The sequence below is a fragment of the Limibacillus halophilus genome, assembly GCF_014191775.1.
GTDB lineage: Bacteria > Pseudomonadota > Alphaproteobacteria > Kiloniellales > CECT-8803 > Limibacillus > Limibacillus halophilus.
In genome coordinates this window covers 86,919-111,651 of the sequence record NZ_JACHXA010000009.1, presented here as the reverse complement: position 1 = coordinate 111,651, position 24,733 = coordinate 86,919, and the positions used below count along the sequence as shown (strand labels likewise).

22 protein-coding genes are annotated in these 24,733 nt (G+C 59.1%); 6 read left to right on the top strand and 16 right to left on the bottom strand.

Features of this window, described 5'->3' with window-relative positions:
- Window positions 1–21: 21 nt before the first annotated feature.
- The 4 genes from FHR98_RS14445 to FHR98_RS14430 form a co-directional block, all read right to left on the bottom strand.
- Window positions 22–1,062 carry an NADP(H)-dependent aldo-keto reductase gene (locus FHR98_RS14445; RefSeq protein WP_183417438.1) on the bottom strand — a complete coding sequence of 347 codons (1,041 nt, stop codon included), beginning with the start codon at window positions 1,060–1,062 and terminating at the stop codon, window positions 22–24.
- 45 nt (window positions 1,063–1,107) lie between these two features.
- Window positions 1,108–2,250, bottom strand: a complete 1,143-nt coding sequence (locus FHR98_RS14440; protein ID WP_183417437.1) for an FIST signal transduction protein — start codon at window positions 2,248–2,250, stop codon at window positions 1,108–1,110.
- The gene (locus FHR98_RS14435; RefSeq protein ID WP_221205917.1) at window positions 2,247–2,915 is read right to left on the bottom strand and encodes an arylesterase; all 669 of its coding nucleotides are present in this window, start codon (window positions 2,913–2,915) and stop codon (window positions 2,247–2,249) included. The genes FHR98_RS14440 and FHR98_RS14435 overlap by 4 nt, the downstream gene beginning before the upstream one ends.
- 65 nt (window positions 2,916–2,980) lie before the next feature.
- Complete coding sequence (locus tag FHR98_RS14430; protein ID WP_183417436.1) at window positions 2,981–3,526, bottom strand: SH3 domain-containing protein; 546 nt, start codon at window positions 3,524–3,526, stop codon at window positions 2,981–2,983.
- A 290-nt stretch (window positions 3,527–3,816) separates the two neighbouring features.
- Here FHR98_RS14430 and FHR98_RS14425 point away from each other — a divergent pair, with 290 nt between their 5' ends.
- Complete coding sequence (locus FHR98_RS14425; protein WP_183417435.1) at window positions 3,817–4,806, top strand: 2-hydroxyacid dehydrogenase; 990 nt, start codon at window positions 3,817–3,819, stop codon at window positions 4,804–4,806.
- 19 nt (window positions 4,807–4,825) lie between these two features.
- Here FHR98_RS14425 and FHR98_RS14420 read toward each other — a convergent pair whose 3' ends face one another.
- The 7 genes from FHR98_RS14420 to FHR98_RS14390 all read right to left on the bottom strand — a co-directional run bounded on the left by FHR98_RS14420 (window position 4,826) and on the right by FHR98_RS14390 (window position 12,365).
- Window positions 4,826–5,806 carry a hypothetical protein gene (locus FHR98_RS14420; RefSeq protein ID WP_183417434.1) on the bottom strand — a complete coding sequence of 327 codons (981 nt, stop codon included), beginning with the start codon at window positions 5,804–5,806 and terminating at the stop codon, window positions 4,826–4,828.
- Window positions 5,807–5,877: 71 nt separating this feature from the next.
- Window positions 5,878–6,717 carry a HesA/MoeB/ThiF family protein gene (locus FHR98_RS14415; RefSeq protein ID WP_183417493.1) on the bottom strand — a complete coding sequence of 280 codons (840 nt, stop codon included), beginning with the start codon at window positions 6,715–6,717 and terminating at the stop codon, window positions 5,878–5,880.
- A 59-nt stretch (window positions 6,718–6,776) separates the two neighbouring features.
- Window positions 6,777–8,447, bottom strand: coding sequence for a choline dehydrogenase (gene betA / locus FHR98_RS14410; RefSeq protein WP_281369960.1), 1,671 nt, complete (start codon window positions 8,445–8,447; stop codon window positions 6,777–6,779).
- Window positions 8,440–9,030: a choline-binding transcriptional repressor BetI gene (betI, locus tag FHR98_RS14405; protein WP_183417432.1), complete on the bottom strand. Its 591-nt coding sequence runs from the start codon at window positions 9,028–9,030 to the stop codon at window positions 8,440–8,442. Before betI ends, betA begins: the two co-directional genes overlap by 8 nt.
- A 126-nt stretch (window positions 9,031–9,156) precedes the next feature.
- Window positions 9,157–10,584 carry a homospermidine synthase gene (locus tag FHR98_RS14400; RefSeq protein WP_183417431.1) on the bottom strand — a complete coding sequence of 476 codons (1,428 nt, stop codon included), beginning with the start codon at window positions 10,582–10,584 and terminating at the stop codon, window positions 9,157–9,159.
- A gap of 103 nt (window positions 10,585–10,687) precedes the next feature.
- Window positions 10,688–11,212, bottom strand: a complete 525-nt coding sequence (locus FHR98_RS14395) for a GNAT family N-acetyltransferase (protein ID WP_183417430.1) — start codon at window positions 11,210–11,212, stop codon at window positions 10,688–10,690.
- A 22-nt stretch (window positions 11,213–11,234) separates the two neighbouring features.
- Complete coding sequence (locus FHR98_RS14390) at window positions 11,235–12,365, bottom strand: type III PLP-dependent enzyme (RefSeq protein ID WP_183417429.1); 1,131 nt, start codon at window positions 12,363–12,365, stop codon at window positions 11,235–11,237.
- Window positions 12,366–13,040: 675 nt separating this feature from the next.
- On the opposite strand from FHR98_RS14390, the gene FHR98_RS14385 reads away from it, so the two are divergent.
- The 3 genes from FHR98_RS14385 to FHR98_RS14375 are packed head-to-tail and all read left to right on the top strand — an operon-like array spanning window position 13,041 to window position 15,899.
- On the top strand, window positions 13,041–14,072 hold the full coding sequence (locus FHR98_RS14385) for a TRAP transporter substrate-binding protein (RefSeq protein ID WP_183417428.1): 1,032 nt from the start codon (window positions 13,041–13,043) through the stop codon (window positions 14,070–14,072).
- A gap of 37 nt (window positions 14,073–14,109) precedes the next feature.
- Entirely contained in the window at window positions 14,110–14,595 is a 486-nt protein-coding gene (locus FHR98_RS14380) for a TRAP transporter small permease (protein WP_183417427.1), read from the top strand.
- Window positions 14,595–15,899: a TRAP transporter large permease gene (locus tag FHR98_RS14375; RefSeq protein ID WP_183417426.1), complete on the top strand. Its 1,305-nt coding sequence runs from the start codon at window positions 14,595–14,597 to the stop codon at window positions 15,897–15,899. The genes FHR98_RS14380 and FHR98_RS14375 overlap by 1 nt, the downstream gene beginning before the upstream one ends.
- Here the strand turns inward: FHR98_RS14375 and cysN are convergent.
- Together cysN and cysD are read right to left on the bottom strand one after the other, a co-directional pair.
- Window positions 15,896–17,800, bottom strand: a complete 1,905-nt coding sequence (cysN, locus tag FHR98_RS14370) for a sulfate adenylyltransferase subunit CysN (RefSeq protein ID WP_183417425.1) — start codon at window positions 17,798–17,800, stop codon at window positions 15,896–15,898. The genes FHR98_RS14375 and cysN overlap by 4 nt on opposite strands.
- Window positions 17,800–18,693: a sulfate adenylyltransferase subunit CysD gene (cysD, locus tag FHR98_RS14365; protein WP_322091268.1), complete on the bottom strand. Its 894-nt coding sequence runs from the start codon at window positions 18,691–18,693 to the stop codon at window positions 17,800–17,802. Before cysD ends, cysN begins: the two co-directional genes overlap by 1 nt.
- A gap of 286 nt (window positions 18,694–18,979) precedes the next feature.
- On the opposite strand from cysD, the gene FHR98_RS14360 reads away from it, so the two are divergent.
- Together FHR98_RS14360 and FHR98_RS14355 are read left to right on the top strand one after the other, a co-directional pair.
- Complete coding sequence (locus FHR98_RS14360; RefSeq protein WP_183417423.1) at window positions 18,980–19,792, top strand: DUF3108 domain-containing protein; 813 nt, start codon at window positions 18,980–18,982, stop codon at window positions 19,790–19,792.
- Window positions 19,793–19,898: 106 nt separating this feature from the next.
- Window positions 19,899–21,623: an ABC transporter ATP-binding protein gene (locus FHR98_RS14355; protein ID WP_183417422.1), complete on the top strand. Its 1,725-nt coding sequence runs from the start codon at window positions 19,899–19,901 to the stop codon at window positions 21,621–21,623.
- Between the two features lie 9 nt (window positions 21,624–21,632).
- Here FHR98_RS14355 and FHR98_RS14350 read toward each other — a convergent pair whose 3' ends face one another.
- Genes FHR98_RS14350 through FHR98_RS14340 form a run of 3 tightly spaced genes read right to left on the bottom strand, consistent with a single transcriptional unit; the run spans window position 21,633 to window position 24,651 of the window.
- Window positions 21,633–22,388 (bottom strand): TylF/MycF/NovP-related O-methyltransferase, encoded by a 756-nt coding sequence (locus FHR98_RS14350; protein WP_183417421.1) that lies wholly within the window; start codon window positions 22,386–22,388, stop codon window positions 21,633–21,635.
- 51 nt (window positions 22,389–22,439) lie between these two features.
- Window positions 22,440–23,186 (bottom strand): hypothetical protein, encoded by a 747-nt coding sequence (locus FHR98_RS14345; RefSeq protein ID WP_183417420.1) that lies wholly within the window; start codon window positions 23,184–23,186, stop codon window positions 22,440–22,442.
- 25 nt (window positions 23,187–23,211) lie between these two features.
- Window positions 23,212–24,651 carry a class I SAM-dependent methyltransferase gene (locus FHR98_RS14340; protein ID WP_183417419.1) on the bottom strand — a complete coding sequence of 480 codons (1,440 nt, stop codon included), beginning with the start codon at window positions 24,649–24,651 and terminating at the stop codon, window positions 23,212–23,214.
- Window positions 24,652–24,733: the final 82 nt, after the last annotated feature.

The following is a 24,733-nucleotide window of genomic DNA, read 5'->3' as shown; positions in this document are numbered from 1 at the left end:
ACGTCACCCGGAAAAATACCCTCAGGGGCAGGGATAGGTATGATCTTTGTGGGCTTCTTCCAGCTCAGCCAACAATTCCTTGGAAAGCTTGAGTGTTGCGGCCTTCAGGTCGTGCTCAAGCTGCTCAACGGAGGTTGCCCCGATGATGGAACTGGTGACGAAGGGGCGGCTGATTACCCAGGCATGGGCCACATGAACGGGGTCCAAACCGTGCCGTGCGGCGATTTCGCAATAGGTACGAACCGCCGAGTCGGCGCGCGCGCCCCTATAGCGCGTGTTGCCTGGGAACAGGGTGAAGCGAGCGCCCGCGGGCAGCTTCCCGTCGAGATACTTACCTGACAGCGCCCCCGCGGCCAGCGGCGCATAAGCCAACAACCCGCAGTCCTCGCGAATCGCCACCTCGGCCAACCCGACTTCGAAACTGCGGTTCAAAAGGCTGTAGGGGTTCTGGATAGAAGCCATACGCGGCCCCAAGCCCTGATCGGAGAGCGCCAGATAGCGCATCAAGCCCCAAGCCGTTTCGTTTGAAACGCCAATATGCCGTATTTTTCCGGCTTTTACCTGCTCGTCCAGAGCTTCCAGGGTTTCAGCCAACGGGGTCATGGTTTCATCGGGTTTGTGGACGAATCCCAGGCGGCCAAAGGCATTGGTCGCGCGGTCGGGCCAGTGAAGTTGATAGAGGTCGATATAGTCCGTCTGCAAACGCTTCAGGCTCGCATCCACAGCGGCGCTGATATTCTTGCGATCAAGCCGTTGGTTGCCGTCGCGGATATAGGGAAAGCGAGGGCCGGGGCCCACGACCTTCGTGGCCAGGATCACCTTGTCCCGCTGCTTGCGAGCGGCAAACCAAGTGCCGATGATCTCCTCGGTCCGCCCGTAAGTCTCGGCGCGAGGATCAACCGGGTACATCTCAGCAACGTCGAAAAAATTAATGCCGCGTTCGAGCGCCAGATCCATTTGCGCATGCCCTTCGGCCTCGCTGTTCTGTTCTCCCCAGGTCATGGTCCCCAGGCAAACCGCACTGACCTCAAGGCCGCTACGGCCGAGCTTTCTCATCTCCATTTGATAGCTACTCCCCGATCAGGAAATCCAACGGCCCCAAGCTTGTCAGAGCAAGAGCGTGAGCACGCCGGTATAGGCATAAAGTCGGTCATTGGAAATCTCCCCCCCGGCATAGAAACCAACCAGCGGGAAATCTCCCAAAACCTCTCGAACAAGTTTCAACTCTTCGGAATTAACGCCAAAAAGATGCGGCCCCCGAGCCGAGCAGGAAACATAGATTCCGGCTTTGGGCACACCTTCGATACGGCTTTCAATTCCCTCCAGCATGCGGCACAGGTCGCGCACGGCCGATTGCGGGTCGCGGCGAGCGAAAAAGACCCGTTGCCCGACCGTCACTTCCTCGCCAACCGCCACGAGCCCCGAATTCGGGTCGAGCCCAACGAGATTGCGAACGAGGTAATCACCGGTGTCGCTGCCGGAAATCGGAAAGCCCACCGTTATGTATCCCGCAAGCCGCCGAGGGTCGCGCATCAAGAGTTCGCCAACCGTCTCGCGCAGCACCTCATAGGCAGGCCGGCCATCCAACGTTTCGATGACATTCTGGTCTGCTGCTGTAATGACATGGCTATCGCCCAACGCCGTGCATCCCTGGCTCAACGCCGTCGCCGCCAAAACCCGCGAGCCAAAGAATACGCCGCTCAAACCACCTGTCACCGCCCCACCTGCGGCCTGCGGTTGGCTTGGGCTTCGGCTCGCAGTCAATCCGCCAACCAAAAAGCAGCCGCTGACCTGACTGAGCGCCGGAATCATGTCGGCAATGTGCGGATTTGTCGGATCGGCATGCACCAGCGCCAGTGTCGGGTGCTTATCCCCAAGCCACGCGCCATGCTTGGTTTCAAGGTCGGAAAGGCTGTCGACCAACGGTCCGAAAACGCGAAAATCCTCTTCCGGCAGGCGTCCGATCAGCAACACAAGAGCGGGCTGATCGTGAGCCTCCCATCCGCTTGCCGCCACCCCAACACCAACCGTGCCAAGCCAGTTGTCAACCGATGTTCTAGACCGCAAGGCAACCAGGATATCGTCCCAGTCCTTCGCCAGTTCGTCAGTCGCATAGATGAACCCGATGTTCGCCCGGTCAGGCAAGCGTCCGATCTCCGCCAGTGCAGCGCTTAGACAAGCGCTCCAGTCGGCACCTTGCCCCCGCCCTGCCACAAACACCGATTCGATTCCCGTTGGCCCATCCGTCATCTAGGCGCCTCTCGGAGTTGATCGAGCAAACCCGTCACACTGGGCAGGATTGCTTCGACAATCCGCGCCACGCCATCGGCGTTGGGATGCAAACCGTCGGATTGATTCAGCGGCGGCACGGCCGCCACGCCCTCAAGGAAAAAGGGATAGAGCGGCACTTGGTAGGTTTCGGCCAGCGCCGGGTAGAGCGCGTTGAACGCGTCGACGTAATCAGCTCCAAGCCCCGGCTGCGCGCGCATACCGGCGAGCAGTATCTCTATGTCGCGGGCCTGCAATGCTTCGATAATGGCGGAAAGATTGGCCTTTGCCTCGGCAGGATCGATGCCGCGAAGCATATCGTTGGCGCCCAACAGCAAAAGCACCGCATCTGGACTCTCCGCCAGACTCCAGTCCAGCCGAGCACGACCGCCCGCCGTCGTCTCGCCGGAATTGCCGGCGTTGATGACGGTCACGTCGTATCCGGCTTCATCCAGGGCGTCCTGAAGCTGATCCGGAAAGGTTTCACCGGGACCCAGACCATAGCCGTGAATCAAGGAATCGCCGTACGCCATCAACCGCAACGGCTTTGCAGCAGCCTGGGGCAATGCCATTGCCAGGACCGTCAGTGCCAACAGCAATGCCGCAAACAGTCGGTCGGGAAAAAACTTGTGCGTACTAAAATTCATATTTCAGATCATTTGCTGGGCTATGGGCGCCCACAGATATCGGCGTTGAAGCCGCCAGGGTCAAGTCACTGCAAATCTTCGCGCGGCAGGGTGCCGTAGAAATCGCTCCGCATCAGCCAGCCGTCATAACCCGCAACCTCGGCCCTGCACCAGCCACCGTCACAGCCCTTGAGCTCACCGATGACGCCGCCTTCCAGCCAAGCCACCAGGGCCGCACTCTCCGAAGGCTCCCGTCGCAAGGCGACCTGGTCGCCCTGGACGCGAAGGGTGCGGCGACCGCTCAGCATGGATTGGTGAACCCAGCCCAGCGTGCCCTCCCAATCGCGAACCCGCCGCCAGGTTTCAAATTCATCGACGATTTCAACGGGCAGCCCTTGCCGCCGGTAGACCCACTCGATCGGATAGCGCACACCTGGGCCGGTGCGCAGGTTGACTTCATCTGATCGAAAGGAGGCAAACCGGGGCAGTGGAAGACCGGTCCGGCCCGGCCGCTCGATTTCGCGGGTCTCGCTGCCCGCCTGCTGGGCCAGGCCTTCGGCGTAGGTTGAAAACAACAGACCGAAGCAGAAAAGCGCGTTTAAAACGACTTGCCTTCCTCTTCTGCCCGTCATACGTCAAACCCTCTCCACCCCGTCGGCAGGGATCGCTACTCAAGCCCGCACCGCGACTCGGACGACCTTCACGGCCAGCCGACCTTCTGCTGTCGCAGGGTTTGGTGCTCGCGTCAACACTATCGGCCACTTTGAAGAGACTGCTAGCCCCCTCATCATTCTGGACTTACACGAAGGCTGCTTGTGTTAATCTGGACAAAGGCCATAGGGTCTTGCTAAGGGACCGCCAGCGCCACGCAAGTTCGCTTTGTCGCCGTCCTATCCGTCGGCCGTCCTGAAGGGAGAAAAGAATGGCTCCATCGAAGAAGCCTCTGGTCATTGTCACTCGCCGTCTTCCAGACGTCATCGAGACGCGGATGATGGAGCTGTTCGACACGAAACTGAACCTGGACGACAAACCTTTGAGCCAGGCGCAACTCGTGGAGGCGGTGAAGACTGCCGAAATCCTGGTGCCGACCGTGACCGACCGCATTGACGCCGCCGTCCTGTCGCAGGCCGGGCCAAAGCTTCGGCTGATCGCCTCCTTCGGCACCGGCGTCGACCATATCGACATCAAAACGGCGCGCCAGCGTGGCATCACCGTGACCAATACCCCCGGTGTCCTGACGGAGGACACCGCAGATATGACCATGGCGCTGATCCTTGCCGTGCCGCGCCGCCTGACCGAAGGCGAGCGTCTGCTGCGCGACGGTGAATGGAGCGGCTGGGGACCCACCCACATGCTGGGCAACCGCATCTGGGGCAAACGCCTGGGGATCATCGGCATGGGCCGCATCGGCACCGCCGTGGCGCGCCGGGCCAAGGGCTTCGGGCTATCGATCCACTATCACAACCGCCGCCGGGTCCACCCGGACCTCGAGGCCGAGTTGGAGGCGACCTATTGGGACAGCCTGGACCAGATGCTGGCCCGCATGGACATCATCTCGATCAACTGCCCGCATACCCCCGCGACCTACCATCTGCTGTCGGCGCGGCGCCTGAAGCTGTTGCAGCCGCAGGCCTACATCGTCAACACCAGCCGTGGCGAGGTCATGGACGAGAACGCCCTGACCCGCATGTTGGACCGGGGCGAACTGGCGGGCGCCGGGCTCGATGTCTTCGAGCACGAACCGGCGGTCAATCCCAAGCTCTTGAAGATGGACAATGTGATCCTGCTGCCGCACATGGGCTCGGCCACAATCGAGGGGCGTATCGCCATGGGCGAAAAGGTGATCATCAACATCAAGACCTTTGCCGACGGCCACACGCCGCCCGACCGGGTCCTGGAGACAATGTTCTAGGGAAAAACAGTCAAGCTAACTATTTGACCTCTAGTTGGAGTGACCGTTTGATTGTCTCGAGTAGGCGCGCACTGAAATCTTCTGGCGCGTCAGCCTTCCATGTGACAGTCGTACAGTGACTTGTATCAAAGTACCTGTCTTTTCGGTTAAATTTTGATTCCTCACAAATATAAATTACCGGCTTTTTCAAGCCTTCCGCAAATCCCGCTTCCCAATATACGTTTGCGTTGTCATGAGTCAGATCTGCAATAACGAGTGTCGAATCTCGAATTTGTTGCCGCATTATTTCATCAATTATTCCAGCTCTTGCTACATCGCGCATATCTTGCGCCTTGAAGCCGAGTTCTTTTTCAATAACTGGTTTAATATATGTTTTTATCAATGGATCAAGAATCTCATCATGAAACTGAAGTGCAATAAAAAAATAACCTCCTGACTTTTTACCTTCATATTCCATTTGATATTCTTTCCACCCTCTTGTCGTTAAATCGACATCGATTAGGCCTTTATCTTGCAGGTTACTAACATCAACTCCTTTCAGAATACCTTCTGCTTTCAATTCAACAGCTAATTCGGCAACCCGTTCAGGGTTAGGAGCGCCAATTACTGCATACAATTCAATCGGAAGCTGTTTAAGGTGAGCACCGTTTTTGTGCACGTACCATCCAACATATCTAATCAGATTCAGCATTTGCGTTGCTGGGGTAGGTAAGGCCGCGTGATCTTTGAACTCACCAAGCCAGTCCGAATCAAGAGCCGGTATTTGGCCCGCTTCATCATTCAGATTTCTTATGCGGTGAGTAATCGCCGCTCTTTGAACCTGGTCAAACTCTTGATTGTCCGCACCCAGCCGCGTTAGCAAGGTTAGACCATCTAGTTGAAATTGACCGCAAATATCACACTGATATTTTGCAGCATCAATTGAAGCCAATGCAATTTTGATACATTCCCCGCCGTGTGCATTCAAGCAAACCGGGCATTGCACTTTCGATTCGTTCATAATTCCGCCTGAAAATCGTATCGTTAATTAGGCAGAGTTATTCAAAAATCTAAGTATTTCAACCTAAGATTTCAGCTCTCGCAGACGGCTTCTTCGGGGCGGTAGCGGGCCGGGTCCAGGCTGGTGATGCGCGCCTGCGGGCCGCAGAGCAGGCAGGCCGGGTCGGGCTTGGCGCGGATCACCCGGAAGCTGGTCGAAAGGGCGTCGTAGAGCAGCAGGCGGCCCGAAAGAGAGTCGCCCGCGCCGGTAATTTCCTTGATGACCTCGGTGGCTTGCAGGCTGCCCATCACGCCCGGCAGACTGGCCAGCACCCCGACATCGGCGCAGGACTGCTTGGGATCACGCTCCGGCTGCTCGCCAAAGAGACAGCGGTAGCAAGGATGCGCCTCCTCCCCTTCGTGACGCTGGTGCGCCTTGAAGGTCGAAAGCTGTCCGTCGAAGCGCATGATTGCCGCCGATACCAGAGTCTTCCCGGCCAGATAGCAGGCATCGTTAACCAGGAAGCGGGTGGCGAAGTTGTCCGACCCGTCGGCCACCAGATCATAGCCAGCGACGATCTCGCCCGCGTTCTCCGCCGTCAGGCGCGTCTTGTGGAGCGTCACCTCGACCTCCGGATTGATCGCGGCCAGGCGCTCACGGGCACTGTCGCCCTTGTGGCTGCCCACGGCGGGCGTGTCGTGCAAAACCTGGCGCTGCAGGTTCGACAGATCGACGCTATCGTCCTCGACGACGCCCAAACGGCCAACACCGGCAGCAGCCAGATAGAGCAACAGCGGCGAGCCAAGACCACCCGCGCCGACGATCAGCACGCTGGCACTCAGCAAACGCGCCTGCCCCTCGTCACCGATCTCCGGCAACACCAGGTGGCGGGCATAGCGTTCGATCTGTGGGTCGGTAAAATCTTCGATCATGCTGATAGATGTAGGATGCTTTTCCCGGTCGTGCAAAGTTTCTTCGCTGCTGGGTTTCCTCAGCGCTGGCTGGTCTGCCAATTCGGGTTGATCCAGGGTTCCTGATTGGCAGACGGCAAGGGCTCGCGGTCCAGAATATGATCGCTTGCCTTCTCGCCGACCATGATTGAGGGGCCATTCAGGTTGCCGTTCGTGATCCTTGGAAAGATCGAGGAATCGGCAACGTAGAGTCCTTCGACGCCTATGACCCTGCACTCCGGGTCAACCACGGCGTTCACATCGTCTGCAGCGCCCATGCGGCAGGTGCCACAGGGGTGATAGGCGCTCTCCACGGCCTCGCGGATGAAATCGTCCAGCGCGGCATCCTCCTGAACGGCAACGCCCGGTGTGATCTCGCGGCCCACATAAGGCGCGAAAGCGGGTTGTGAGAAAATCTCCCGCGTCATGCGGATGGAGGTTCGGAAATCCTCCCAATCCTGCGGCGAGGACATGTAGTTGAACTGAATTCTCGGCGCATCGCGATGATCGCCGGAGCGCAGACGCACCCAGCCGCGCGAGGGCGAACGCATGGGACCAACATGGGCCTGGAAGCCGTGCGCCTTGGCGGGCGCCTTGCCGTCGTAGCGAATGGCGACCGGCAGGAAATGATACTGAATATCAGGGTACTTGACCCCTGCCTTGGAGCGGACGAAGGCTGCCGACTCAAAATGGTTGGTCGCTCCCAGGCCGTTTTTGAACAGCAGCCAACGCAGACCGATCATACCCTTGGAAATCAGGTTCAGGTGCTTATACAGTGTGATGGGCTGCAGGCATTCCATCTGCAGGTAAAGCTCAAGGTGGTCCTGCAGGTTTTCCCCAACGCCCGGGCGGTCGGCGACAACCTCGATCCCTTGTTCGCGGAGTTGCGCGGCCGGACCTATGCCCGAGAGCATGAGAATCTTCGGCGAGTTGATCGAGGACGCCGCCATTATGACGGCGCGGCGGGCGTGATAACGCTCGATGCGGCCACCCCGGTCGACCTCAACGCCAACGGCACGTTTGCCATCGAAGAGAATGCGGCGAACCATCGTGCGCGTACGCATTTCCAGATTGGCGCGTGCGCGCACCGGTTTCAGGTAGGCGTTGGCCGCGGACCAGCGACGCCCCTTCCAGATTGTCATCTCCATGGCGCCGAAGCCTTCCTGTTGGGCGCCGTTATAATCTTCCGTGACAGGATACCCCGCCTGCCGACCCGCCTCTATGAAGGCACTGTAAAGCGGATTTTTCTGCTTCCCGCGGCTGACATGCAAGGGGCCGTCGTTGCCGCGCCACCCCTCCTGGCCGCCGTGAGAATTCTCCAGACGTTTGAAATAGGGAAGCACATCTCGGTAACCCCATCCCTTGGCGCCCATTTCCTCCCAAGTATCGTAATCGCAAGCGTGACCGCGTACGTACACCATTCCATTTATGGAGGAAGACCCACCAATCACCTTGCCGCGCGGGCAAGCCAAACTGCGCCCACCCAGATGAGGCTCCGGCTCCGACCAGTAACCCCAATCGTAAGTGCGCATGTTCATGGGATAGGAGAGTGCTGCCGGCATCTGGATGAAAGGACCGAAATCGCTGCCGCCGTATTCCAGCACCAAGACGCTGTTGGCTCCGTCTTCCGACAGGCGGTTGGCCATGGCCGAACCGGCGGACCCGGCGCCGACGATGATGAAGTCGCTCTCGTCGGTGTAGGATCTAGGCAATCTCATGTCTCCCGATCAGACGGAAAATCAAACCTTCGGCCCAGGCAATGGCGTCCGCTGGATCAGGTATCCGTCCAGCGAGTGCGTAGCGCAGCCAGAGACCGTCGATAATGGCTGCCGCCCCGATCGCGCAAGCGCGCGCTTCCTCCGGGGGCAGATAAGCACGGAAAGCATAGGCGAAGTTACGCGCCAAGCGTATCTGATAAATCTGCAACAGCCGGCGGGCATTAGGGCCGGTCTGGGCTTGCAAATAGAAGGCCAACCAAGCCGATATCAACGTTTTTGTGAACTGGGTGTCGCCGAAATTGGCGGCAATGATGGCTCGGACTCGCTCATCGGGTGTGGTCGCCTTAGCCAGACGCTGGCGTAGCTCCAGCCCCAGCGAATCCAGCAACTGGCGCATAGTGGCAGCCAGCAACTGCTCCTTGCTGCCGAAGTAGTGATGCGCCAGTCCGTAGGACAGCCCCGCACGCTTCGCGATCTCGCCAATGGTGACGCCGCAAAAGCCGCGATCGTGTATTGCCTCGATGGTTGCGGCGATCAGTTGCCGCCGACGGATCGGCTCCATTCCCACCTTTGGCATGATCGCACGGCCCCGCGGAAAGTTGAACAATTGATCAACAAAAATACCCGGCCCACCACAAAAAGCAAGCCGCCCGCCGTGCTAAACCTCAGGAATCAACGTCAGCCCGGACCCATATTCCCACTGTCAGCGAACGATGACGTTCTTGAAGCGCCAGGGCTCGTCCCGGTCCACATCCTCCGGGAACAATGCTTCGCGGCCCTTGAGCGGCGTCCAGTCGCTGTACTGCCCAATCACCGGACCGAGGTAAGGCATTTGAATCTCCAAGACCCGGTCAAAATCCATCTCGTCGGGCTCGACGACACCACGGCGCGGGTTCTCCAGAGCCCAGACCATGCCTGCAAGAACGGCCGAGGTCACTTGAAGCCCGGTTGCGTTTTGGTAGGGCGCCAGTTCACGCGCTTCCTCGATGGAAAGCTGCGAGCCGTACCAGTAGGCATTCTTCGCATGGCCGTAGAGCAGCACGCCTAGCTCGTCCATACCCTGAATGATCTCGTCATTGAGCAAGCGGAAGCGGCTCTGAGGTTCCAGGCCATTGCCCTGCATCTCGTGCAGCGACAGGATTGCGTCGTCGCAGGGGTGATAGGCGTAGTGGCAAGTCGGGCGATAGCGCAGCGAGCCGTCGGCGTTCTTGATCGTGAAGTAATCGGCAATCGAGATCGCTTCCGAGTGGGTGATCAGGTAGCCGATGATAGAGCCCGCGGCCGGCGTCCAGGTTCTGACGCGGGTGGTGCAGCCGGGACGATTCAGATAGATGGCGGCCTTCTCGCCGAACGCATGCTCTCCGCCGTCGAAGGGAAGGTCGCCCTCGAAGCTACCCCAACCAAGCTCGGTCGGCTGCAAACCCTCGGAGATGAAACCGTCAATGGACCAGGTGTTATGGAACACGTCCTTTGGCTTGGGTTGGCCCGTGACCTGGGTATCGCGCTCCGCGATGTGTATGCCCTTCACGCCCAGGCGTTCCGCCAACGCGCTCCAGCCAGCGCGGGTTCTGGGGACGTCGGTGGCCACGTCGAGATCCTTGGCCAAATTGAGCAAGGCCTGCTTGACCAAATGGCTGACCATGCCCGGATTCGCGCCGTGGGTCAGAACGGCTGTCGGGCTGTCCGTCCCCAGTTCGGCGCGGAGCGCCAAGGCCGTCTCACGCAAGGCGTAGTTGGAACGCTCGGATGGTGATAGCGAGGGATCCGTATAGCCGCCCGGCCATGGTTCGATGCAGGTATCGATGTAAAGCGCGTCTTTCGTTGCGGCATAGCGGATCAAGTCGAGCGATGACACCTCGACCGAGAGATTGACGAGGAAACCACCGGGCTTGGTGAACAACGGATCGAGCGTTGCGGCCAAATTTTCCGGTGTGATGGCAGTCTTGACGAAAGTAACGCCAAGCGCCTCGGCCTCCGGGCGTCCGCTATCGTCCGGCGAAATCACGGTAACGCGTTTCGGGTCCACGGCGATATGACGTAGGATCAGCGGCAGGCTTCCCTTACCGATCGAACCAAAACCGATCATCACCATGTCGCCATCGAAGCTGGCATGAATGGGCCAGTTAGCCATAGCAGAACTCCCTCTCGTCTCGATCAAGTCTCAAAATTCGATAAAACGCGGAACCGGGCCGACAACCCGGCCCGGTTCACTCTAGCACTAAATTGATTGCGGATCAGGCGACCGCGCGCTGCTCGAAAAAGAGGGGCGCTGCGGGGCGCACCATCCCGGAAAGACCACGCAACCAGCCGGGCCGCAACTCCAGGCCCAAGAAGCGATTGCGCTCGACCGGCCCCGGCAGGGTCAACGAGCGTGTGGGCAGCGTGGAGAAGCCAAAGCGTCCGTAATAAGACGCACAGCCGACCAGAAGGATCGCCCCGTGACCCTTGGCGCGCGCACGCCGCAAAGCCACCTCCATCAAGCCGATTCCAAAACCCTCACCCCGCCGCTCGGACCGAACGGCGAGCGGCCCCAGCAACAAGGCTGAGCGATGCGGTTCGCCGACCGCAACGTCCCACAAGGTGACGCTGCCAATCAGGGCGTCGTTCTCCCAGGCGGCCAAAGCCAGGCCGTCAGCCGGGAGGCGACCGCTACGCAGCCGATGAACGGTCTTGCGCGTATGACTGCCGTTGAACACGTCCTGCAGAAGTGCGGCGACAGCAATAGCGTCCTGGGGACGCTGTTCAATGATTCTCATCATAACAGGATCCTCCTTCCGGGAGTTAGATACAGACGGTTCTAAGCGGCTGAAAACCGTTAAAGGCCACGGATGAATAGGTTGAGGTATAAGCGCCCGTAGCACCGATCAGCAGCAGATCTCCGATCTCCAGACTGACGGGCAGCGCATAGGGTCGCTTCTCATAGAGCACATCCGCCGAATCGCAAGTAGGACCGGCAAGAATGGCACCCTCCGTTTCGGCACCGTCGCAGGGTGTCTCAATCGGATAGCGAATCGCCTCGTCCATCGTTTCGGCAAGCCCGCCGAACTTTCCGATGTCGAGATATATCCAACGCTGCGTCTCAGCATCGCTTTTACGGCTGATCAGGAGAATTTCGCTACGGATCATACCTGCGTTTCCGACCATGCCACGGCCCGGCTCGATAATGGTCTCGGGCAACCGGTTGCCGAAATGGCGGCTGAGCGCATCACGAATCGCAAAGCCGTAGCGTTCGGCATTCGGCACGTCCCTGGTGTAGCGGGTTGGGAAACCGCCGCCCAGGTTTACCATGCGCAGATTGACGCCCAGGCGCTCCAGGCGGCGGAAAATCTGACCGACCGTTGCCAAGGCGGCGTCCCAGGCCATGGTATTGGCCTGCTGGGAGCCGACATGAAAGGAAACGCCGTAAGGATCGAGGCCCAGTTCGGCGGCGCGGAGCATCAAACGCTCGGCCATCCGGGGCTCGCAACCGAACTTACGCGACAGCGGCCACTCCGCACCCTCGCCGTCACAAAGAATGCGACAGAAGACCTTGGCGCCTGGTGCTTGACGCGCAAGCTTCTCCAGTTCGGCATCGCTGTCGAAGGCAAAAAGCCGAACACCCAACTGGTAGGCGCGGGCGATATCGCTTTCCCGCTTGATCGTATTGCCAAACGAGATGCGCTCGGCTGAAGCACCGGCGGCCTGAGCCATGCGGATCTCTTGCAGCGAAGCTGTATCGAAACAGCTTCCCAGGCTGGCCAGCAGAGACAGGATCTCGGGCGCTGGGTTGGCCTTTACGGCATAGAAAATCCGGCTATCCGGCAATGCACGCGCAAATCCGAGGTAGTTCTGGCGAACCACGTCGAGATCAATAACCAGGGTCGGCTCCTCATGCGGGAGAGCCTTGAAATAGTCACGGATACGATCCGTCATGACCCACACTCCTCCTTCAAGCGAACGAAAGGGAATGTTTGCGTCACGTGGCCGATATCCAGGTTCATAAGCATCCGCGAGCCGCTCAGGCAGGCAGATTATCATGACCCTTCATCGGTCTTACGGAATGTCTTTGGAAAGTGTCATTCCGCACGGCTATGGCAAACAGTAAGCGCCTCTTCAGTGACCCCGGCGGTTGGACTCGCCGGCAGAGACCAAAAAAGCCGTCTTACGTCGTTGCTTTAAGCTGGGGGGAACCGATGATCCGATCCCGCGACTAGGCCCAACCACAGGCACGTGCGATTGACGACAACGAATGCGGATATAAGACCAATGAATCCACGGTGCAAGAAAAATTTTGCACAAACTTCAAAACGCATGATCGACAGCGTTAACAGCAGGTTCGCCACCGTCTTGCACAAACCCGCAAACCGGGGTGATTTGGTCGCGGTCCGTGAGCGCATCCACGAGGTTCGGGGGCCACGCCGTCTCTTGACGCTGCGGTCAGGTCGCCAACGGACTCAAGGCCGCCGTTTCCCGGAGATGCAGAGGGGTTATAGCTTTGCTATGCACTTGCATTGTCGAGTTGGGGCGCTAGGCTCACGCCCGATCCGCAAGCTGCGCGTGGGCAGGGTTGGCCCCGGCCGGACGCGAGAAAACAGGGGAACGACCGAAATGAAAAAAGCTATCGTTGCAGGCCTGATTGCTGGTTCGCTTTGGAGCATGGGGCAGCCGACGGACACGAGCGCGGCGGAGACGACGCTGCGTTACGCGCACTTCATGCCAGCCGGATCCTGGCAGAATCAGGTAATCTTCGAGGACTGGGCACGAAGCGTGGAACAGGCGTCCGGCGGCGAACTGGAGGTGAAGGTTTTCCCGGCACAGACCCTGGGCAAAGCGCCCGCGGGCTACGACAACGCCAAGAACGGCATTGCCGAGATCGCCTGGACGGTACAGGGCTATACTGCGAATCGTTTTCCGCTGAGCCAAATCGTCGAGCTTCCTGGGCTGTTCAAGACAGCGGAGGAAGGCTCCTGCGCGTTCCAGAAGCTCTACGACAGCGGTGTGCTGGATTCGGAGTACGAGGACACCAAGGTGCTCTATGTGCATGTGCATGGCCCCGGCCATCTGCACACGCGCGATAAAGCGGTCACCAGCCTGGACGACCTGAAGGGCCTGAAGATTCGCCGCCCGACGACGGTGATCGGTAAACTGTTGGAGGAGCTGGGTGCGGAACCCGTAGGAATGCCCGCCCCCGGAATCTACGAGGCGACTCAACGCGGAACCATCGATGGCTTCATGCTGCCTTGGGAAGCAGTGAAGGGTTTTCGTGTAGACGAGGTTGCGCCCAATCACACGGAGATCGGCCTCTACTCCCTGGCTTTCGTCGCAACCATGAACAAGGCGGCCTACGACCGGCTTGGTGCCGCGGGAAAAGCGGCGATCGATGCCAATTCCGGGATGAAATGGGCGGTGATCGCCGGACGGGGTTATGATCAGGGCGATATTGTCGGGCGTGAGGCAGCCGCGGCAAGCGGCACGATTTACCAACTCTCCGACGCGCAAACCGCCGCCTGGGAAGAGGCGGGTCAACGGGTTACGGAATCCTATCTGACCGAATTGGAGGCCCAAGGGCTTCCGGCACGCCAGACCTACGCGGATTTCAAAGGCTATGTCGCCGACTGCCGTGCCATGATCGCCAATTGAATACGGGACCGCGCCGGTGGCGCGGTAAAGGAAGGCCATGCCGCGCCTCGTTGCGATCAGTGTTGCTCTGTCCTCGGCAGCCCTAGGATTCCTGCTGCTAGTGGTCGCTGCCAGCATTCTGGCGCGCATCCTTTACGATAGCAGTGGCGGCGCCATAGACCTGCTGATTCCTGGCGCGATCGAGGCCGCCAGCTATGCGCTTCTCGTTCTGATTTTCGCAGCCCTGCCACTTGCTGCCGGTGAAGGCTTGATCAGGGTGGAATTCCTGACGGCGCGTTTCCCTCTGGCGCTACGCCAGTATTTGGACCGGCTATGGCTGATCCTGGCCGGTTGTGTGGGTGGTCTGATGGCCTGGAATTTCGCCTGGGAGACCTTGACCGCGCTACAGCGGGGCGATGCGACTCAGGATATGCAGATACCGCTCTTCCTGTTCCACGGTTTCATAACCATCACCTCCGCCGCTTTTGCACTCGCTGCCGTGCTTCGCGCCGTGACACGCCACCATCGAGCGGAGTCGAGCTGATGAGCCCCGAGGCTATCGGATTCCTGGCAATCGGCATTTTACTTTTGTTGATCGTGCTGCGTTGTCCGGTGGCGCTGGCAATGATCCTGACCGGTGCGGGCGGGTTTGCCGCGATCGTCGGCTGGCAGCCAGCGGTCTCGCTCTTCATGACAGGTCCCTTCGAAGTGGCGAGCAACTACTCGTTCACCATGATTCCCTTGTTTCTCCTGATGGGGAATTTGGCCGCCCAGACTGGACTCTCCAAAGACCTTTTCGCAGCGGCCCGGCGCTTGATGGGCGGCTGGCGGGGCAGCCTCGCCTTGGCTTCGGTGACCGCCAGTGCGGGCTTTGCCGCGGTCTCCGGCTCATCCCTTGCCACCGCCGCCACGATGGGTCGGGTGGCGCTACCGGAGATGAAGCGCCAGGGCTACAGCAACCGCTTGGCAAGCGGCAGTCTGGCCGCTGGCGGCACACTGGGCATCATGATCCCACCCAGCATAGCGCTGTTGCTCTATGCCCTGATCACCGAGCAGTCGGTCGGCGCCTTGTTCCTGGCGGGCGTTCTGCCCGGGCTACTCGCCTTCGCCCTCTACCTGCTGGTCATCGTCCTGCATTTAAAGCTGCACCCTGAAGATGCGGGACGCCCGGAGGCGCTACAGGACGAACCTCTGTGGCCCTTGCTATGGCGCGCATCCCCTGTGGCCTTACTCTTCGCAACCGTCATGGGCGGTCTTTACGGCGGCATTTTTACGCCGACCGAGGCCGCTGGCGCCGGCGCCATGCTGACCCTGTTGGTCGCTTTGGCGCGGGGGCTGAAACGGCAAGCTTTCGCGCAAGCTTTGCGCGATACCGTCGTCACCTCAGCCGCTCTTTTCCTGATCATCATTGGCGCGGAGATTTTCGGATTCCTGCTGTCGGTCTCCCAGTTGTCCTTCGGCATGGTCGAACTGATCCGCGAATGGGGCCTGGCGCCCTGGCAGGTACTGATCGTCATTCTGGTCTTCTACGTGATATTCGGCTGCTTCATGGACAGCTTGGCCATGATCCTGCTGACCGTGCCGATCTTTTATCCCTTGATCCTGGAAAGCGGTTTCGATCCGGTCTGGTTCGGCATTGTCGCCGTGGTGACGGTTGAATTGGGGCTCATCACGCCGCCGGTGGGCATGAATCTCTTCGTCATCCGAAGCGTTGCGCCGGATATCGCCATGCAAGACATCATGCGCGGCATCCTGCCCTTCGTCGGTATTGACCTCTTGCGGTTGGCGATCCTGGCCGCATTCCCGGCCATCTCGCTCTGGCTGCCAAAGCTCCTGGGCGCTTACTAGTGCTCCTTGAGGTAATCCAGGAGTAAGGTCACTGCTTGCTCAGGCGAGAGGTCCGCGGTTTCCAGACGCATTTCCGGTTTTTCCGGCGGCTCGTAGCCGCTGTCTATGCCGGTGAAGTTCTTGATCTCGCCGCGTCTGGCCTTGGCGTAGAGGCCTTTGGGATCGCGCGCCTCGCAAAGCGCCAGCGGCGTATCCACGAAGACTTCCAGGAACTCGCCCTCATCAAAGAGCGAACGTGCCAAATCACGTTCCGACCGGTAGGGCGAGATAAAGGAAACCAGCACAATCAATCCCGCATCGACCATCAATCGAGATACTTCGGCAACCCGGCGTATGTTCTCAACACGGTCCGTCTCCGTGAAGCCTAGGTCTCGGTTGAGACCATGGCGCACATTGTCGCCGTCCAGCAGGTAGGTGTGTTTGCCCAGGGAATGCAATCGCTTTTCCAGAAGGTTTGCGATGGTCGACTTGCCCGACCCTGAAAGGCCCGTGAACCATAAGCAACGCGCCGTTTGATTCTTTAATGTAGCGCGGGATTCCTTCGATACGTCGAGCGCCTGCCAATGAATATTGGATGCACGGCGCAAGGCGAAGTCGATCATGCCCGCACCGACCGTGTCATTGGTCATACGATCGATCATGATGAACGCACCGAGCGTCCGGTTCTGCTGATACGGTTCGAAGACCACCGGGCGATCGAAGGAAATATTGACCACCGCGATCTCGTTCAACTCGACCGCCTTGCCCGCCAGGTGCGCGCCGGAATTGACGTCGATCAGATGCTTGATATCGGTCACCGTACCGGTCACCTGTTTCGTGCCGATCTTCACCGTGTAGGCTCGCCCCGGCATCAAGTGATGCTCGGCCATCCATAGTAGTTTTACCTCGAACTGATCGGCGGCCTGCGGCGGTTGCGCGGCGGCCGCGATCACATCGCCGCGGCTGACATCGACTTCATCGGTCAAGGTCAGGGTCACGGATTGATCGGCGCCCGCCTCGTCCAGTTCACCGTCGAAGGTCACGATTGAGCGCACCCTGCTCTCCACCCCGGAAGGAAGCACGCGAATCGAGTCGCCGCAGCGAACGGTCCCCCCGGCGATACGCCCGGAAAACCCGCGAAAATCGAGGTTTGGTCGGTTGACCCACTGCACCGGCATGCAGAATTTCTGCGCTAGGGCCGCATCCGCGACCGGGACCGTCTCCAGGTAGCTGAGCAAGGTCGGCCCGTTGTACCAGGGCATCTTCTGGCTGGGCTGCACGACGTTTTCGCCGTCCAGCGCCGAGACCGGCACACAGTGGATATCCGCAAAGCCAAGATCTGCGACAGCAGTCCGGTACTCCTGCTCGATCTTCTCAAAGACCGAGACGTCGTAGCCGACCAAATCCATCTTGTTGATGGCCACGACCACATGGCGGATGCCGACCAACGAGACAATACGGCTGTGCCTGCGGGTTTGGGTCAGAACGCCCTTGCGGGCATCGATCAGAATGACGGCGACGGACGCCGTGGAAGCCCCGGTCGCCATGTTACGGGTGTACTGCTCGTGCCCCGGTGTGTCGGCGACGATGAACTTACGGGCATCGGTGGAAAAAAACCGGTAAGCCACGTCAATGGTTATACCCTGCTCGCGCTCGGCCTGCAGACCATCGACCAGCAAGGCCAGATCGAGTTTTTCGCCCTGGGTACCGACTTTCTTGGAATCCGCCTCCAGCGTGGCAAGCTGATCCTCGAAAATCAGCTTTGACTCATAGAGCAGACGCCCAATCAAGGTGGACTTCCCGTCGTCGACGCTGCCGCAGGTGATAAACCGCAGCAAATCCTTGTCGTCCTGAGCCTTCAGGTATTCTTCCACCGTTTCCGCGGTCAGCACCTCGGGGCTTGGGCTATCCGGCGCCGTCATCAGAAGTAGCCCTCCTGCTTTTTGCGTTCCATGGAGCCAGCGCCGTCATGATCGATCACCCGTCCGCTGCGCTCGGAGGTCTTGGCCGCCAGCGTTTCCGCCACGATCTCCGCCAAGGAGCGCGCGGGGCTTTCAATGGCACCGGTCAAGGGGTAGCACCCGAGCGTTCGGAAACGCACAAGCCGCATCTGCGGCGTTTCGCCTTCGGCCAAGGGCAGCCGCTCGTCATCAACCATGATGAGTGCGCCGTCGCGCTCGACCACCGGTCGTTCATCGGCGAAGTAAAGCGGCACGATGGGAATTTCTTCCCGGTAGATGTACTGCCAGATATCCAGTTCGGTCCAGTTCGACAGGGGAAAAACACGAATGCTCTCGCCCTTTTTGATGCGCGTGTTGTAGAGGTTCCAGAGCTCCGGCCGTTGACGCTTGGGGTCCCAGCGATGCCCGGGCGCACGGAAGGAGAAAATACGCTCCTTGGCACGCGACTTTTCCTCGTCGCGCCGTGCGCCGCCGAACGCGGCATCAAAGCCGTGCAGGTCAAGCGCCTGTTTCAGCGCTTCGGTTTTCATAATGTCCGTATAGACCGCCGAGCCGTGGGTGAAAGGTGTAACGCCCTGCTTGCGGCCCTCTTCGTTCGTATAGGTGATCAACTTCATGCCCACCTCGGCCACCGTCCTGTCGCGAAAGGCGATCATTTCGCGGAACTTCCAAGTGGTATCGATGTGCATGAGCGGGAAAGGCGGCACCGACGGATGGAACGCCTTGCGGGCCAGATGAAGCATGACCGAGGAGTCTTTACCGATCGAATAGAGCATCACGGGATTGCGGCATTCCGCCACAACCTCACGCATGATTTCGATGCTTTCCGCCTCAAGGCGATCGAGATGGGTCAATCTAGGCATCGTCCTGCAGCCCCCGCAGCGTCGCGGCCCCCATTGGTTATTGTCTGTTCTGTCCGAATCCAGCCGAATTCGATCATTCGGTCTCGCGGGCTTACCTGCGGCTTCATATAAGAGATTGCCGCAGAGTTCAAATCTTAGCTGCGTTGAGGGTCAACAGGTGTTGATCGCAATAGCGGGGAGGATTCCTGGTACCGCTACGTAGAGTGTTACAATTGCGATCCTCTTCCAATGTGAATCCTACGGGCCTATTTTGCAGGAGATGGAGATTCAGAAACGAATGAACATAACGAAGATGCAGCGGTTCTTTTTTGCTCCAATCGCCGTCACCCTATCTCTATTGGTGACGCCGGTTATCGCTGCCGAACCCACGGGTTTCCGCCTGTCATACGATATCTACGTGGCGGGCATATACAGCATGAAAGCCGACCTTCTGGTCGCTATGGACCGCGAATCCTATAGCGTCGAACTGCATATGGAAAAGGATGGGTTGCCGGCCTTTTTCTCACCTATGTTCACCGTTGACGCCTCCGCCCGCGGTTCGCGCGATGAAGAGCGCTTCAAACCACATTATTTCCGCACCGAGTACCGCAAAGAGAAGAAGTTCCGTTGGTCGGAGGTATCTCACGGCGAAGAGGCGTCTGCGTTGATGGCTTCGCCGGACCCGGTCCAGGATGATGAGCGCGAGGCCATAGCGGAGGACTTGCGGCGCCAAAGTTTTGACCCGTTGAGTAGCTTTGCCTGGATGCTGGAACGCGCCGAAAGCCGCAACGACTGCACCGCCAGAGAGTTGGTGTTCGACGGGCGCAGACTTTACGACATGACCATTGAACATTTACCCGAGAAAGGTTCCGACGGCAGTTTCTTCTGCGAAATGCGGCTCGATTGGATGGCCGGGTTCACCGACAAGGAACGGCGCCAAGCCCCCTATCCGGACGGCTTGAGGTTCACATTGGTCCGTGCTTATGACGGTGGGCCCATCATTCCACGCCTGATCGAAGCGAAGATTGGTATGGGTGATGTGCGCGTCGAACTGGATAAGGTTTCCAGGCTTTCCCCCGAGCAGGTCGCCGAGCGCCTGCCGAGTCAGTAACTCCGCGTCTCAATAACCGTCCCGGGCATTTGCGAATGAACCGGTCCTGCGGCATGATGGCCGCCAGCAAACCGAACTCGCCCGATACCAAGGATACTCGCTTTTTATGCGCCACCTCCTGAAGGTTTTCTTCAAGTCTCCGGACGCCAATCCCTGGACGGTCTTGATCGCGCTGGTTCTGGCGTCCTTTGCCGAGGGACTCGGCATGGCGAGCTTCCTGCCCCTGCTGTCGGTGGCGATGAACCAGAGTGCCGAGGGATCGCTTGCCTATGATCTGATTTCGGGTCTACTTGGTTCCATCGGATTGAGCGTCAACCTGATGAACCTGTTGTCGCTCATTGTCGTGGCGGTCATCCTCAAGGCGACTCTGACAATTGTCGCCATGAATCATGTGGCGCATGCGGTGGCCCGCGTTTCGACTGGTCTGCGGGCGCGCTTATTGAAGAACGTCATGGCGGCGCGTTGGTCCTATTTCACTTCACAGCCGGTTGGCCGGATGGCGAACGCCGTCAGCGTCGACGCAACGCAGGCGGGACAGAGTTACTTCATGGCCGCACGGGTCATGGCGGAGTCGATACGCGCGCTGGTGCTGATTATCGTCGCCCTTACGATTTCGTGGGAGGCCGCTCTTTACGCCATTATCGTCGGCGTCAGCATCGCTGGGTCCTTGAACTTCCTGGTACGCCTTTCAAAAAAGGCGGGTTACCGGCAGCAAAAGCGTACGGCCGAGCTTGTGATCCACCTCAGCGATGCGCTCAACAATATGAAACCCCTCAAAGCCATGGCCAAACACGAAGGCCTTGAGAGGTTGTTCACCGATCGCATCGCTCAGCTGCAAAAAGCCCTCCATCGACAAGTCATTTCCAACGTCGCCCGCACCTCTGCCGAGGAGGTCTTGATCGTCCTGGTCATGACGATCAGTTTCTTCATCGCCACGGACGTCATGGGTTCGCCGGTAACGCCCTTGTTGGTCGTCGGCGTCATCTTGATCCAGACCCTGGGCGCGGTCGGTAAAGTGCAGCAGTATTTCCAGAAGTCAGTTGTGTTCGAAGCGGCGCACGTTGCCGTGCAGAGCCTCATAAAAGAAGCGCGCAAGGAACAGGAAAGCAACCAAGGGCGCGGCGTCCCGTCGCTCAATCAGAGCATAGAGCTGGACAAGGTATCCTTCGGCCACAAGGACCTGCCAATCCTCAAGGATTTCTCGGCGCGCATTGTAGCCAACCGAATCTATGTGCTGACCGGCCCCTCAGGCGCCGGCAAGACATCGATCATCGACCTGATCCTGGGGTTGCACCGGCCGCAAAGCGGTCAGGTTCTTCTCGATGGCCGGTCATTGGAAGATCTGGATCTGCACCAGTGGCGCGGCATGGTCGGATACGTACCCCAGGAACTAGCTCTGTTCCATGACACCGTGCGCGCCAACGTCACGCTGGGCGACCCGCGCATCAGCGAGGCCGATGTGGAGGAGAGCCTGAAAGTCGCGGGGGCCTGGGACTACGTAACCAAGCTTCCGGAGGGCCTGGACACCGTGGTAGGCGAACGCGGCACCCGTCTATCGGGTGGCCAGCGTCAGCGGGTCGCGCTTGCCAGAGCCCTTGCACTGAAGCCCAAGCTCTTGCTTCTCGACGAGGTGACCAGCGCGCTTGATCCGAAATCGGAACAGGATATCTGCAAGCGCATCCGCGCGTTGGCAGGACAGGTGACGATCATTGCCGTCACTCACCGACCCGCTCTGCTGGCGGTCGCCGACGAAGTCTGGCATCTGGACAGCGGCCGGATCACGTCCAGCACCTCTGAAACCGCCAAAAGTCCGGTCAATCAAAAGGCCTAACTGAGCAAATTATTGCTTAATGACCAGAGATTGGGCGGTCGGAAGAGAAAGTACCGCCTCTGGCTTGTCGGCGAAGAATTCATCCACCGCTTTCTTCGCGCCCGGACAGTTGGCGGACCCGTAATCGTCACAAAGAATCATGCCGCCCGGACTGGTCCGGGGATAGAAGAACGCCAGTGCGTCCAAAGTCGGCTCGTAAAGATCCACATCGACATGGACGAGGGAGAAACGCTTACCCTCTACATCGGGGAAACGCTCTGGAATCCAGCCCTTGTGAACTTCGATGTGTCCGGCGTAATCACGCAGATTGTCGCGGAAGGTGGCTTCGGCCACGGCCAATTCGCCGCTTTCCCAAACATGCTGGGACTCTTTGGCGACGTCGTGCTCTCCAGGTTCCGATAAACCCGCAAAAGAGTCGAACGCGTGAAGCGTCTTATCGCCGTCCCGGCCCATACCCGCGGCGATAAAAAGAGTCGAAGCGCCGAAGCGCACACCGCACTCGGCGATGTCCCCGGGCAAATGCCTTGTTTTGCGGCTGGCTTCCAGCAGGACATAACAGCGGTCGTAGGGAATGTGTACGATCTCGCGTTCCTCGATGACTTTCTGCACCGCAAGAAACTCAGAATCCGTCTGCCAGATGATGTGACGGCGATAGATGTTGAAACCATACCGCCGCGCGATGCGCTTCAACCGGCTATAGGCGAAGCGTCTGCGCCGGTTCCAAAGGAAGCCGCCCTTCGGGTCCTTGACGAACCTGTTGCTCATGAATACCGGCTCCCTTTCCCCTGCGCCCATTCCGGCGCACGTGAGCCAGCCTTAACTGCTTTCAATGTTAATCGTCAAGGTTCGACGCAACTTATCCGGATCATCGCCAGTCATTGGCCAGACCGCATGCCAGGAAAAATCCGTTTTGATGAATACGAGGCACTGGTTTCTCTGGAAGGGGAAGGTTCTGACGCGCTCCACCTCGTCGAAATCCAGATAGTTGTTGACCCGATTGAAAGCCCGGCTGCGATCCTTTGGCCAAACCATCGAGGTGCCGCCGCCCCAGCTCTCGTCCCACTCACCCTCATCAAGCATTGGGATCACCATAGTGATCAACTTCTTAGCATGATCGCTGTGCGGCAGGATATTGCCGCCTGTAATGGGCATGGCGGAGAATTCAAACCGTGCCTTCAGGCGGGGAAAATGAGGCACCGGGTTGCCACGTTTGATGGCGCGGAGCTTGAGATAGAGTCGTTCGCGCAAAGCGGGCATGGGAAACCCCAGGTCGATGTTGTGCCGCAACAACATCGCCAGCGCCCCCTCGATGAACTTGGGTGATTTGATATAGGCATGAAACCGTCGCCAGGGCGGCGTTTCACGAATGAAACGGTTGTACTCGGCAGGATTGTTCACTTGCGACAGCGAGTACTTGCCACCCTTATCGGGCTTGAAGCGCATCTTATCCGCGGAGGGAAAGCTCGCAACCAGCGCACGATACTCCGCCTCAGGCAACGCCGGTCGCGTCACGCCGATTGGATAAGGCTCGTATGCAAGCTCCATGTTGTCATAGTTCAGCATCGCCGTTTCTCTTGCGTCCTTGCTCTCAAGCTGCCTGACGCTGAGCGCCAGTACCGTCTTGCAGGCGACGCCGCTTGCCTATCCTGGTTTTCTCAATCGTGCAGAGCGTCCAATGAACCCCCGGTTTGCGACGCGCCGCGGTTTCAAGCTGGCCGACCCACCATTCCGGACTAAGCAGCGTGCAGTGCGCGTTCTCGCCATTGGGCAGCGTTTTGCGGGCTGGATAGCAAGCGGCAACCACATAGACGAACTTGCGGGCCGCGCCGAATATCTCATCCAGCACCCAACCGATATCCTCTTCGGGAATGTGTTCCAGGACATCCGTGGAGATAACCCCGTCGAATGGGCCCTCATAAGGATCGGAAAAGGGTTTGTACCCTGGGTCATAGCAAGTCACCGTCACGCCTGGAAGCTGCGCGTGTCGCCGCAGACGGCTGCTGTCGGGTTCACCTGGCAAGCGGTCGTAGAACAGCGCCTTGCCACAACCATAGTCGAGCAGGCTCGAAGCACCGTGCCTGCCGCAAAGCTTGCCGATATCGGCGAGATGCCGGGCCAGCGACTTGCCGCTGAAGGTCTGCTGCGGCTCCAACTCCAGAGTCTGTTCGCCCTGCTCGTGAAGGATACGGTACTGCTCCAGCATCTCCGTGAAACGACGGCTGGGACGGTCCTTCGTGAAGGGCGTGTATCCGGCTTCATCGGCGGCGCGCTCAAGCGCGAACCAAACTTCACCGTCGGGGTGCGGTTTATAGAGCAATTGATCGGGAAACGGCTGCCAAGGCTGGGTCTGCAAGGTCGTGAAGTGGAAGCACTTCGACTTGCCCTGCTCGAACTCCTCATCGCGCGCATTCCATTCGCCGGGAAGCTGGCCCCAGAGGTTGTTGCCATGGGTGATTTCGCGAAAGTAACGATGCTTACGGCCCGCCTTGGCTTCGTCAATCGACCAGAACGTCGCCATTTTCTCGCAATCGATCAGCAGAACCGATGTCTCACGCCCGGTAATGCCGAGAATCCCCGCGCCGTCCATCTCCAGATCGAACAGCTCGGCCGGGTCCGACAGATAGACCTGATCGACATCATTGTAGATCGCTCGGCCTTGACCGCCGGCCATCGCGGGAATCGCGTAACGATAATTCGTGAAGCCAGTCTTCCAGCCGCGCCGGTCGTACCCCTTCAGATCCTTCATGATGTAAATTTCGTAGACCCGGGCCGGATCGCGGACTTGCTTGACCGACCAGATAAAGACTCGCTCGGCGCGGTATTGTGAAGGCTCGGTACCGAGAAAAATTCTGACGGGTGGTTTGCTGCTCGGGGGCACGCCTGGATCGACGTCGAAACGCACAACCTCGGGAAAATCGCGGATGCCCTCCGGGCGATCCCGGTCCTTGCGAAACCAGAAGCCCGGCTTGCGGTGGTGCCAGTAGGTCTTGAACTGCGCTTCTTTCTTGAACTCGTCGGCCACGGCCAATTCACGTCTGCCTTATCGGCAGGCGGCTCCAATCTGAAATCCGTCTATCGGTTTTAGCTTATAGAATATGGAAGCGCCCGTC